Below are 12,263 nucleotides of genomic sequence, written 5' to 3'. Positions count from 1 at the left end.
TTTCTTATTTATCTGAATATATTTTAATAGTTCGGAATAAAAAATCAGCTCCCGCGATAACTGGAGCTAAACGCCATTTCACCACGCTGCTTTATTTTTTTATAGAAAAATAAGCTTAAAATAGGTATGATGTATAGAAGGAGTGATAAAGATGAGATTTATTCATACGGCTGATTTACATATTGACCAACCCTTTTCAGGAATTGAATCAGATAAAGCTGAAATTCAAAATTTATTGAAAACGTCAAATCAAGATGTTTTATCAGAAATAGTGGACCGTTGTCTTGAACTAAAAGTTGATTTCTTGCTAATCGTAGGAGATACATTTCATCAAGCACAGTCATCTATCCACACACAAAAAGCAATCATGACCCAATTTGAAAGATTACAACAAGAAGATATCAAAGTAGTTCTGTCTTTTGGTAATCATGATTATTATACAGAAAATCGTTACTGGTTTGAATGGCCAGATAATGTCATTCTTTTTAAAAAAGAAGAAGTGCAAACAAAAACGATTCAGCTAAAAAATGGTGAGTCAGTCTCAATTAGTGGTTTTTCTTATGAAAATCAGTGGATTAATCAGTCAATGGTGCCTTTTTATCCGAGAAGAGCAACTGATACAACTTATCATATTGGCTTTTATCATGGTGATAATTCTAAAAATTATGCACCGTTTACACCAGGTGAGTTGCCAGGAAGTTATGATTACTGGGCGTTAGGTCATATTCATAAAAGTGAGGTCATTTCAACGAATCCTGTAGTAGTTTACGCTGGAACGCCACAAGGTCATACTAAAAAAGAAAACCAAACAAAAGGTGTGTTACTTGTTGATGTTAAATCAGCTGGGACAACTTATGAGTGGTTAGAAGTTTCTAATATCAAGTGGCATAAAAAAGAAGTTAGTATTTCAGAAGCGTTAGATAAAAAAGAATTATTATCTAGCCTAGAGGAAGCACTATTCATACCCAAAAATAAATATTCTTTAAATATAATAGAGGCTGACCTAGTGACAACTGCTGAAACGACTCGCTTAATTTTAAAAGAAAAAGAAGAGATAGTTATCTATTTGCAAGAGCAATTACTAAAACAGTCAGGTAATCGTTTATGGTTAAAAGATTTAGTGTTAACTCAAAGTACCTCGGATAAATTGATTATGGGATTTGAAACAACCTTAATTGATGACTTAGGTAGAAAGTATAAAACGGAAGATTTCTTTAAAAAAACTGTCAGCGACTTAACGGAACAAACGGCAATCGCTAAATATTTATCGTGGGAAAAAGAAGATATTGCTGAGCGTGTTAATGAGAGCAGTCAATTAATTAAAGATAAAATGATTTTTAAAAATGAGGCAGATCAATGAAACTATTACAATTAAAAATTGATGGGTTTGGAAAATTTAATAATCAAGTGTTTGATATCTATTCAGATAATCAATTGTTTTTTGGGGAAAATGAAGCTGGTAAGTCAACAATCTATCAGTTTATTCGCACCATTCTTTTTGGATTTCCTAAAAAAAGAGAAATTATTCGTGATTTTACACCTGTTAATGGTGCTATTTATGGTGGAAAGGTCATTTTTGAAGATAAAGTTTATGGTAAAGTGACGGTTGAGCGTTTTAAAGAGAAGAATAAAGGGCAAGCTTTAGTAACTTTAGAAAATGGTCAATCAGGTAATGATTTATTTCTTGAGAAAGTATTAGCACCACTAACAAAAGAAAGTTTCGACCAAGTTTTTAGTTTTCAACAAGAACAACTAGCTGACTTAACCCAATTGAATGAAGTTAGACTACAACACTTACTTTTAACAGTTGGTTTAACGGGTAGCGAACGCTTAACTAAAATGAATGATACGTTTATGAAAGAACGTCAAAAATTATTCAAACCAAGCGGTCGAGTGCCTGAGATTAATCAAAAATTGCGTCAATTAAAAAAAGTAGAGCAACAAATTGAATTAGTTGAATCGCAAGAAGCAACTTATCAAGAAAAAAATACTCGAATGAGTAAGTTAACTAACTTAGTTGAAACTGCTGAGAAAGAGAAAGATTATCAATCAGAATTAGAAAAAACTGTGTTAGAACAACAAAAAAGATTTCCAATGTACATCGAATGGGAATCCTTGTCTAGAGAATTTTCTGAATCAGATAATTCTGCTATTTCGAAGATAGAAGAAATTAAACAAGAGGTTAGAAATTATCGCTTCTTATTAGATAAAGAAAAAGAGTTGCTAGAGAGTCAAGGTGAACAATTAGAAACGCAATCACCTGCGTATCACTTCTATATTGAAAATCAACAAATTTTTGATGACTTACTAGACGATCAATTAGCAGTGGAATCAATGACTGAAAGACGTCAATTATTAGAAGAACAATTATTAGATTATCAAGAAAGTAAAGAAACACTTTATAAAAAATATCGATTATCAAAAGAAATAGTGACAATTGATTTATCCGATGATGTGGAAGATGAGATGATGATTCTTGCTAAAGAAGAAGAAGAGTTAATTCGTGAAAAAGTGGTCTTATCTAATGAAAAAAGCCGTTTAGTTATTCGTCAAAAAGATATGAATTATGCCTTAACAACTGTTGAAAATCAACTATCAACAAAAGTTGTTGATTCAGCTAAATCAGATAATAAAAAAGAAATAGATCCTTTAACACAAAGAATGTTCTCGGGATTATCTATAGCAGTTTCCCTTCTATTTTTAATAATGGCAGTTGTTTTAGGTAAAAATTGGATATATCTTCCAGTAGTGATTTTATTTGGTGTAGGGGTGTTTGGCTTTTTAACGGCAGGCAAGAAAAAAAATAGCATCACAACGTCTGAAGAAGTCAGAGATGATTACTTACTTCAATTATCAGAGTCCGATGAAGTAGAGCATTCGCTTCATGAACTAGAAAATAAACTTGTGGGAATTGAAACACGATTAGCTAGTTTACAAACAAAGAAACAGAATTGGGCTGAAATTTATGGCTTTTCAATGAAGGAAACAATGACTTTATGGTTGTCTCGTATTCCGATTTATATACAACTTCAAACGATTCAAGAAAAAGAACTAGAGATGACCAAAAATTTGGCCGAAATAGATCGAGTATTAGGTTCGTATAGTGATTTATTAGCTTTTTCAAAACAATGGATTCCTCTTGAAAATCGAACAACAAAAGAGAGTTTTCAAGCAATGAAACAATTTGTTGACGAGCAAAAAACTTATTTAAATGAAAAAGCTTTATCAAGTAATACACAACAAAATTTTCAATCTCAATTAAATAGTTTAAGGAAAAAATTAACGGAAAGTAAGCACATAATTCTTTCGTTAATTGATTTACCACAAATAACAAGTATTGATGAAGCGATGTTTTGGATTAAAAAACAAGAGATGTCCAAAGTAAGTCAATCCCGAAAAGAAGATTTAGGCTTATCGATTGAAAGCTATTTTGATTTATCGAAAAAGTATAAATTAGTTGAAATTAATCAACATTTAATTAGAATTAAAAATAAAGAAGATGAGTTAAGTGAGACGATTAGTCGTTATCAAGATGAGTTTCAAACGTTAAAATATGAACTGTCACAAATGGAAAAAAACGGTTCATTAGATGTTTTATATCAACAACGTGAAAATCAATTGTCTGTCATTCGTGATTTATCAGACCAATGGATATCATATAAAATTGCAGAAGAATTAACTCAAGATGTTTTTCAATATTTATCAGATCAACAATTACCAGCGTTGTTAGCAACAGTAACCTCATATTTCAAAATATTAACAGATGGTGCTTATATAAAAGTTTTGGTCACTAATGGTCAGCTTTATGTAAGAGATAAAGAGCAAAAAAGATGGTCAATTATTCAGTTATCTACTGGAACAAAAGATCAATTATATATGGCATTTAGACTTGCTTTTGTCCACTTACATACAGAGGATTATAATACACCTGTGATGATTGATGATGGTTGGCTTCATTTTGATACGAAACGAAAACTGACTCTATTTAGATTATTGAGTGGCTTTAGTAAACATACACAAGTAATTTGTTTGTCTTCAGATCAAGCAGTAAAGGCTTATTTTGAAGCACATGATTTATCAATTGTAACAATTGGAAGGGATGGTTCAGTGTGAAAAAGTTGAGAGAATTAGCTGTAGATGAAACATTTGAATTATTTGCATTATTAAAAGCAGCTGATGTTAGAGTAGCAAGAAATGGTAAAAAATTTATTGCTTTTACTTTTCAAGATACATCAGGCACAATTGATGGCAAGTACTGGGGAGCCTCAGATGATGAAATAGAAAATTTTGTCGCTGGAAAAATTGTTCTATTAGGTGGCAAACGAGAAGTTTATCAAAATATGCCACAAATAAAGATCTTAAGTTTACGTTTAACACAAGATGGTGAACCAAACGATGTAGCACTTTATATGGAAAAACCACCCGTTCAAATAGATGAACTTAAAGAAACGTTTAATGAGTTTTTATTCGAGATTACACAAGCAAAATGGCATCGAATTGTAAGACATATTGTGGGTAAATATCAAAAAGAATTCTTTGACTTTCCGGCTGCTAAAAGAAATCACCATGCTTTTGTAGGTGGATTAGCTTATCATACAGTAACGATGTTAGAACTTGCTAAAAGCGTATGTAACCAATATGTAGAATTAAATCCATCATTGTTATATGCAGGAGTGATTTTACATGATATTGGTAAAGTTAAGGAATTATCTGGTCCCATCGGTACGGAATATACTTTAGCGGGAAATTTATTGGGGCATATTGTGATGGTTGATGAGGAAATAACAAAAGCCTGTGTAGAGCTTAATATTGCTGAGGATGACGAAGAAATACTTGTATTGAAGCATGTTGTTTTAGCGCACCACGGTTTACTAGAATATGGTTCACCTGTCAGACCTAAAATTATGGAGGCTGAAATTTTACATCACTTAGATAACTTAGATGCTTCTATGCAAATGATGTTAGGCGCTTTAAAACAAGTTGATCCAGGGGAATACACGGAAAGAATATTTGGCTTAGATAACCGTAATTTTTATTTACCTAAAATATAAAAAAAGCTGAGGCTGACTTAATTGTCTGCTTCAGCTTTTGTTGATTTCCTCCAGTTACTCAGAGCTTAACGCCTTTCTCACCACTCTGATTAATAATAATTTGTTTGATCCATTTCGAAGGCTGCTTGCATATTTTTAGGAGCGTCTTTTCCTTTAACTTTTCTAACAAGCTCACCTTGAACAATTAAACGATTTTCCCCACTAACGTCACACGTGACAAGGGTAACGAGTTGTTTATCTTTAACGTCGTCGATAACTTCAACGCTCGTAGGTTCAACATACTCCTTTGAAATTGTTTTATATTCGTAGATATAATCAAGATCTGTTAGTAGGATAGAATCACCTAGCTCTACGTTAACAAGAGGGGCAAATAGAAGTGCTGGATCATACATATAATGACTAGCGAGTGCATAATTACCATGTCCCATTACTTGTTCTTCCTTCATAGTACCAGCTCCAACAGCTAAAACGTAGTTAGAAACGCCTTTAAAAATAGGTAGGTTCATTTTAACTTTAGCACTAGGAATTGCAATACCTCCAATTGTATCAAGGCCGGTGTCACGTCCCTTTGTGGCTTGGGCGACCAAGTTAAAGTCGAGAGATTCTACCTGATTAAAATCAAAAGTTGCGTCTTTTTTTTCGTTTTTCTTGACATCTTCACGGGTTACATTACTAATAGTGTGTTTTTGTGTCGTATCTTTAACCAAATAATTCTTAATTTGATTGTTAAAAATCAGAGCAAAACCAACGAGTAAGAGGAGAACCATAATTAAATTAATAAAAGTATTTTTAACCTTGGTACCAAAAGATTTCTTCTGTTTTTTACTATGTTTGTTTGATCGATTAGTTGAATTATTTACATTTTTTTTCTTGCTGATAAATAAAACCTCCTTTAAAGGATTTAAGATAATAATACCATAAATGGATAAAAAATGGGGGAAAAGGAAAGGAACTATTAAATATTACATAAGTATTTCTAGTAACCGTTTTCTGTAGAGGGGATGTAATATAAACTTAATTTAACAAATGTTCAATAGGGATTTAAAAAAGGCCAATAAATGGTATAGTTATGATAACAGAATAAAGTGGGAATGAGGTGAAAGGTGTTGCAGGATTATTTGTATATTCATCTGGATGCGATTAGTAATTCAATTCTAGCTAAAGGAATGACCCATGAAGACTTTAATCGGTATACAATTAATCGACCCGAAAATCTTCTATTGCTTAACCCTTATGAAAATGAAGGGGAGTACGAAGGGCATACAGGATTTCGTGTAGTCAAGGGATCAAAAGAAGTAGACCGATATTTCTCTATAATGGAAGCCAGAGAACAAAGAGAATTAAAGTGGATTGATTTTAAAGAATATGATACATTGAAGCGTTTAACCCCAAATGAAATTTCAGAATTACTCTATTTTGGTCATATGAAAAATCAACTTCGCTCACCTTTCTTTTATCAGCTTCAAAATAGTTTTGCTTTTTTTGAATTGAATCAAAAAACAATTAAAGTTTATTATCGAAATATTGATGAGTTTTATCAGACGTTAGCAAGGAAAATTAGTTTTTTAACTTATCAACAAATTGATGGGAATCGTTCTTTTTTTAAAAAGAAAACAGAAGCTATTTCAGAATTATCGGATGATATCGTATTAGAATTAAAAAGCGTTATGCAAGAAGGTATTGTTTTTAATTTTTCTCAAGTAGGTTTAGTAAATGGTGAGTACATAATACCTATTCATGTGGTTGAAGATAATTTAAGAAAAGTAGACAATTATTATTTTAAACAAGAGTTTAAAATAGGCACACTTGTCTACTCGCAACATACCAAAAGTTGGAAAATTATTAATGAGAAATTTGAATCGCTCTTTATGAATCAATAAATTAAACCACTATTTTTTTGCACAGCAAAAAAGTTAGTGGTTTTACTATTAATAAAGTCAGTAAAAATGCAGATTGGTTTTTTTCAAAAAAATAAAGTATAATAAGTTCTATGAAAAATAGGGGGACTAACATGAAAATCACGTTAATCTATGGAGGGAAAAGTGCAGAGCATGATGTTTCTATCTTATCGGCTTTTTCAATCTTAAAAGCGATTTATTATAACTACTATGAGGTACAAATTGTTTATATTACAAAAGAAGGCGACTGGTTAAAAGGACCTCTTTTTAATGAAGCACCAGAAACTGATGCAGAATTACATTTAACCTTAAAAAATGCTCAACCAATTTTACCAAGTGATATTAAAGAATCTAATAGTGTTGTTTTTCCAGTATTACATGGTCCAAATGGAGAAGATGGCACGGTTCAGGGACTGTTTGAAGTTTTAAATATGCCTTATGTAGGTGCCGGTGTTCTAGCTAGTTCATGTGCCATGGATAAAATTGTCGCTAAACAGCTGTTTCAACAAGCTGGTATTCCACAGTTGCCTTATGTAGCAGTTATCAAGCGTCAGTATGCTAATGACCCAGAAACAGTTCTAGCAGAATGTGAAGGCTCGTTGATTTATCCAGTCTTTGTAAAACCTGCAAATATGGGATCTAGTGTTGGGATCAGTAAAGCTGATTCTAGAGAGGAGTTAGCAACAGCCATTGAATTTGCGTTTAAATATGACCGTCGTGTTTTAGTTGAGCAAGGAATTGAAGCTAGAGAACTAGAAGTTGCGATCTTAGGAAACGAAGAGGTTAGAACAACAGCAGCTGGTGAAATTGTTAAAGATGTTGCTTTTTATGATTATGAATCGAAATATATTGATAACAAAGTAACACTTCAAGTTCCGGCTAGTGTCTCAGAAGAATTACATCAAAAAATGCGCAACTATGCTAAAGATGCGTATATTGCTTTAGATGGTAGTGGACTTAGTCGTTGTGACTTCTTTGTAACGGCTAATCAAGAAATTTTCTTAAATGAGGTTAATACTTTACCTGGTTTTACACCGTTTAGTATGTATCCACTACTATGGGAACATATGGGGATTAACTATAGTGATTTATTAGAAGAGCTTATTCAATTAGCAAAATTGCGCTTTGATAAAAAACAGAATATCGAGCTAGGTAATTAAAAATTTTAAATAGATTAAAAAGAGGGTGAGACTTATAGTCTACCTCTTTTTGGTTCGTTTTGAAAAGAGGGAAAACAAGTGAAGTTAATGGTCAGTGAAATCGTCAAAGCAGTCGATGGTCAAAATATAAATAAAATATCGAATACGATGGAATTAACTAGTGTTGAATTTGATACAAGAAAAGTTCAGGATAAGACATTGTTTGTTCCGTTAAAAGGTAATCGGGATGGTCATGATTTTATACCACAAGCAATTGAAAGTGGAGCAAGTTTAGTTTTATCAGATCATGTGTTGGATGAAAAAACACCTTATATATTAGTTGAAGACACATTAAAAGCTTTACAAGATTTAGCCAGTTTCTATCTGAAGAAAGTTAATCCTAAAGTCTGTGGTATTACGGGAAGTAATGGGAAAACAACTACTAAAGATATGACTGCAGCTGTTTTAAGTACAACATTTAAAACGTATAAAACGCAAGGTAATTATAATAATGAGATAGGTTTACCGTATACGATATTAAGTATGGATCAAGAAACGGAGATGCTAGTATTAGAGATGGGGATGGATAGAAAAGGTGATATCGAACTACTGTCAACTATTGCTCAACCTGATATTGCAGCTATTACGATGATTGGTGAATCCCACATCGAATTCTTAGGATCAAGAGCAGGAATTGCAGAAGGAAAAATGGAGATTACAGCTGGACTCAAAAAAGAAGGTGTTTTACTTGTTCCGGAAAATGAAAGTTTATTAAAACCTTTATTGAAAGAAGTAAGTCAAAGTATTCAGACGTTTGGTTTGAGTAAACAAGCTGATTTAACAGCAGTAATTGAAGAAGAAACACGTGAGCAAACAATTTTTACGACACGGTTAGTTGAAAAAATAGAAACATTTACTATTCCAGTCCTGGGTCAATATAATGTAACGAATGCTTTGATTGCTTTATTAATAGGTGCTCATTTTAATGTCTCTACGGAAAATATAAAAAAAGGCTTAGCGCACTTTGATTTAACTAAAAATAGAACTGAATGGTTAAAGACAAAAGAAGGCATTGATATTTTAAGTGATGTTTATAATGCCAATCCAACAGCAATGAATTTAGTATTAGATTCATTTTCTAAGATTGAGAGTCAGGGGAAAAAAGTAGTTGTATTAGGAGATATGTTGGAGTTGGGGAAAGATTCAAAAGAAATGCACGAAAGTGTGAGTGAGCATCTCAATCCTGAAAAAATCGATGAGGTTTTTTTATATGGTTCTGAGATGGTTGCTTTGTATGAAATGATTCAATTGAAATTTGAAACAGACAAATGTCGTCTATTTAAAAAAGAAGAAAAAGAAGATTTAAAAAAAGAATTAGGTTATAAATTAAAGACTCAAGACACTGTTTTTCTGAAAGCTAGTAATGGTATGGGGTTAAAAGAAATAGTAGATTATTTATTAAATAATCATTAACAGGATGGTGTTTTGTTGTTAAATTTTATAGAATGTGATAGTATTACACGAATGCCTATTTTCATTTATTTTCATAAAGGAAAATAGACGCTTGGACGAGTGAAAGAATTTAGGAGGATATCATTTGAAATTTAGTGAATTAAATTTAGACAAAAGATTATTAAAAGCAGTAGAAAGTATTGGGTTCGAGGAAGCTACACCAATCCAAAGTGAGACAATTCCATTAGCATTAGAAGGTAAAGACGTTATTGGTCAAGCACAAACAGGAACTGGTAAAACAGCAGCCTTTGGTTTACCAATGTTAGATAAAATTGATACTGAAAAATCAGCTATTCAAGGTTTAGTTATTGCACCAACAAGAGAACTAGCTATCCAGACACAGGAAGAAATTTATCGTTTAGGTAAAGAAAAACGAATTAAAGTTCAAGCTGTATATGGTGGGGCTGACATTGGTCGTCAAATTAAATCATTGAAAAACAACCCACATATTGTTGTTGGAACGCCAGGTAGAATGTTAGATCATATCAACCGTCGTACTTTAAAATTAGATAAAGTAGAAACATTAGTATTAGATGAAGCGGATGAAATGTTAAACATGGGATTCTTAGAAGATATCGAATCTATTATTTCTAAAGTTCCTGAAACAAGACAAACATTATTATTCTCAGCAACAATGCCAGATAGCATTAAACGCATTGGTGTTAAGTTTATGAAAGAACCTGAGCACGTTAAAATCAAAGCTAAAGAAATGACAGCTAACTTGATTGATCAATATTTTGTGCAATGTAAAGAATTTGAAAAATTTGATGTTATGACTCGTTTATTCGATGTTCAAAACCCGGATTTAACAATTGTCTTTGGTCGTACAAAACGTCGTGTTGACGAATTAGCACGTGGTTTAGAAATGCGCGGCTATAAAGCTGAAGGTATTCATGGTGATTTACCTCAACATAAACGTATGAGTATTTTAAAAGCTTTCAAAAATGATGAGATTGATATCTTAGTTGCAACAGACGTTGCTGCTCGTGGATTAGATATTTCAGGTGTTTCACATGTTTATAACTATGATATTCCTCAAGACCCAGAAAGCTATGTTCACCGTATTGGTCGTACAGGACGCGCTGGTAAAGAAGGTATGTCTGTAACGTTTGTAACACCTAATGAAATGAGTTATTTACACGTTATTGAAAACTTAACGAAGAAAAAAATGACTACATTACGTCCTCCTTCTAAAAAAGAAGCGATTGAAGGACAAATTGGTTCAGCTGTTGAATCAATTCAAGAATTAATGGTAGAGAATGGTTTAGAAAGTTACCAAGGAGCTGCAAGTGATTTACTTGAAAAATATTCTGCTGAAGATTTAGCAGCATTATTAATCAAACAAATTGCTAAAGATGATGCTTCTGCAGTGCCAGTAAACATTACACCAGAACGTCCATTACCAAGTCGTCGTGGTGGCGGTGGTAAGAATAATAACCGTGGTGGAAACCGTGGCGGTAATCGTGGTGGCAATCGTGGTGGTAATAACCGTGGTGGTAATCGTGATCGCGATCGTGATGGCAGTCGTGGTGGAAACCGTGACCGTGATAATAATCGCAAAAAAGAGCAATACAACAAGAAAAAACGTCCAGATGACTCTAAACCAGGTGAAAACCGTAAACGTGGAAATGAAGGTAACAAAGATAAATCACGTGGGTTTGTTATCCGTAATAACTCAAAATAATTTTTTAAGCTAATACTTTGGTATTAGCTTTTTTTATTGAAGCGTCTTATAATGAGTAGTAGAGAAAAGGTGATAATAATGATTATAGGTATAGGCATTGACATTGTTGAATTAGATAGAATGAAGGAAATAATTCAAAAAAATGATAAATTCATAGACCGTGTGTTGACTGATAATGAACGGGAAATATTTGATAAACTCGGGGAAAAACGTAAAGTAGAGTTTTTAGGTGGCCGTTTTTCTTGTAAGGAAGCTTTTTCTAAAGCTTATGGAACGGGCATCGGCAAAGTTAAATTGACGGATATAGAAATATTGAGAGAAGAAAATGGGCGACCTATTGTCGTTAAATCTCCTTTTGAAGGTAAGGTCCATGTATCTATATCACATACTAATCAAACTGCCATAGCACAAATTATTTTAGAAAAATAGAATGATGGGGTAGAAAATTAAACAAAAAAAGTCATTACTCACGAAAATAAAAAATAATTTTGTGAATAATGACTTATTTAGATTAACTTTTAATTTTTTTGTTTAATGATAGATATTTTTTTTATGTTATTAGCAGAAATCATTCGGACCTGATTGTTTTTTTGAAGTTTTACAACAAGTGCTTCAGGATTTGTTTCATGCTGATATATACGACCAACTAGCGTTTCAAATCGTTTAGATGACTTAGCTTGCAAATCATCTCTATATTGAATAACAACAACATTCTTTTGCGTGATAGCTTGAGAAATTTGCTGAAAGATTTGTTTTGAAAGTTTCTCTTTCTCGATTTCTTCATCAATGAACGAAGAGAAAAAGCGTTGAGACGAACGAGAAATAAAGCGTGTAAATTTTTTAACGCCATTATCCGAATCAGATTTCACAGATCTATTGCTACTAACCATCTTTTTGGCCCCCTTATGTTCCCCTGTTATCTATTATACGAAGGTAAATTGTCTTAGTCAAATAAATAATAGTAATATTTATTTTAAAT

Annotated in this window: 10 protein-coding genes; 8 read left to right on the top strand and 2 right to left on the bottom strand. The window is 32.4% G+C overall.

Annotation, left to right across the window (positions count from 1 at the left end):
* Nucleotides 1–151: 151 nt before the first annotated feature.
* The 3 genes from FM121_RS06170 to FM121_RS06160 are packed head-to-tail and all read left to right on the top strand — an operon-like array spanning nucleotide 152 to nucleotide 5,051.
* Nucleotides 152–1,360, top strand: a complete 1,209-nt coding sequence (locus tag FM121_RS06170; protein ID WP_086951284.1) for a metallophosphoesterase family protein — start codon at nucleotides 152–154, stop codon at nucleotides 1,358–1,360.
* On the top strand, nucleotides 1,357–4,113 hold the full coding sequence (locus FM121_RS06165; protein WP_086951283.1) for an ATP-binding protein: 2,757 nt from the start codon (nucleotides 1,357–1,359) through the stop codon (nucleotides 4,111–4,113). The genes FM121_RS06170 and FM121_RS06165 overlap by 4 nt, the downstream gene beginning before the upstream one ends.
* Nucleotides 4,110–5,051 (top strand): 3'-5' exoribonuclease YhaM family protein, encoded by a 942-nt coding sequence (locus tag FM121_RS06160; protein WP_086951282.1) that lies wholly within the window; start codon nucleotides 4,110–4,112, stop codon nucleotides 5,049–5,051. The genes FM121_RS06165 and FM121_RS06160 overlap by 4 nt, the downstream gene beginning before the upstream one ends.
* Before the next feature lie 89 nt (nucleotides 5,052–5,140).
* Here FM121_RS06160 and FM121_RS06155 read toward each other — a convergent pair whose 3' ends face one another.
* Complete coding sequence (locus FM121_RS06155) at nucleotides 5,141–5,818, bottom strand: class A sortase (RefSeq protein WP_086951281.1); 678 nt, start codon at nucleotides 5,816–5,818, stop codon at nucleotides 5,141–5,143.
* A 336-nt stretch (nucleotides 5,819–6,154) separates the two neighbouring features.
* Between FM121_RS06155 and FM121_RS06150 the strand changes: the two genes are divergently transcribed.
* The 5 genes from FM121_RS06150 to acpS all read left to right on the top strand — a co-directional run bounded on the left by FM121_RS06150 (nucleotide 6,155) and on the right by acpS (nucleotide 11,713).
* Nucleotides 6,155–6,931 (top strand): hypothetical protein, encoded by a 777-nt coding sequence (locus tag FM121_RS06150; RefSeq protein WP_143597065.1) that lies wholly within the window; start codon nucleotides 6,155–6,157, stop codon nucleotides 6,929–6,931.
* 131 nt (nucleotides 6,932–7,062) lie between these two features.
* On the top strand, nucleotides 7,063–8,109 hold the full coding sequence (locus tag FM121_RS06145; protein WP_086951279.1) for a D-alanine--D-alanine ligase: 1,047 nt from the start codon (nucleotides 7,063–7,065) through the stop codon (nucleotides 8,107–8,109).
* A 78-nt stretch (nucleotides 8,110–8,187) separates the two neighbouring features.
* Nucleotides 8,188–9,561: a UDP-N-acetylmuramoyl-tripeptide--D-alanyl-D-alanine ligase gene (locus tag FM121_RS06140; RefSeq protein ID WP_256958414.1), complete on the top strand. Its 1,374-nt coding sequence runs from the start codon at nucleotides 8,188–8,190 to the stop codon at nucleotides 9,559–9,561.
* A gap of 124 nt (nucleotides 9,562–9,685) precedes the next feature.
* Nucleotides 9,686–11,284, top strand: coding sequence for a DEAD/DEAH box helicase (locus FM121_RS06135; RefSeq protein WP_086951278.1), 1,599 nt, complete (start codon nucleotides 9,686–9,688; stop codon nucleotides 11,282–11,284).
* Between the two features lie 78 nt (nucleotides 11,285–11,362).
* On the top strand, nucleotides 11,363–11,713 hold the full coding sequence (acpS, locus tag FM121_RS06130) for a holo-ACP synthase (protein ID WP_086951277.1): 351 nt from the start codon (nucleotides 11,363–11,365) through the stop codon (nucleotides 11,711–11,713).
* 89 nt (nucleotides 11,714–11,802) lie between these two features.
* On the opposite strand, the gene FM121_RS06125 is transcribed toward acpS, so the two are convergent.
* Entirely contained in the window at nucleotides 11,803–12,174 is a 372-nt protein-coding gene (locus FM121_RS06125; protein ID WP_086951276.1) for a hypothetical protein, read from the bottom strand.
* Nucleotides 12,175–12,263: the final 89 nt, after the last annotated feature.

This window comes from Vagococcus fluvialis bH819 (assembly GCF_900163795.1).
Lineage (GTDB): Bacteria > Bacillota > Bacilli > Lactobacillales > Vagococcaceae > Vagococcus > Vagococcus fluvialis_A.
Note: the sequence above shows the minus strand (reverse complement) of the source record. Positions and strands in the feature narration are given on the sequence as shown.

What these genes read in the sequence shown, in the direction of transcription:
- FM121_RS06125 (WP_086951276.1), bottom strand. Translation starts at nt 12,174, where the DNA reads ATGGTTAGTAGCAATAGATCTGTGAAATCTGATTCGGATAATGGCGTT.
- FM121_RS06155 (WP_086951281.1), bottom strand. Translation starts at nt 5,818, where the DNA reads ATGGTTCTCCTCTTACTCGTTGGTTTTGCTCTGATTTTTAACAATCAA.
- FM121_RS06165 (WP_086951283.1), top strand. Translation starts at nt 1,357, where the DNA reads ATGAAACTATTACAATTAAAAATTGATGGGTTTGGAAAATTTAATAAT.
- acpS (WP_086951277.1), top strand. Translation starts at nt 11,363, where the DNA reads ATGATTATAGGTATAGGCATTGACATTGTTGAATTAGATAGAATGAAG.
- FM121_RS06145 (WP_086951279.1), top strand. Translation starts at nt 7,063, where the DNA reads ATGAAAATCACGTTAATCTATGGAGGGAAAAGTGCAGAGCATGATGTT.
- FM121_RS06170 (WP_086951284.1), top strand. Translation starts at nt 152, where the DNA reads ATGAGATTTATTCATACGGCTGATTTACATATTGACCAACCCTTTTCA.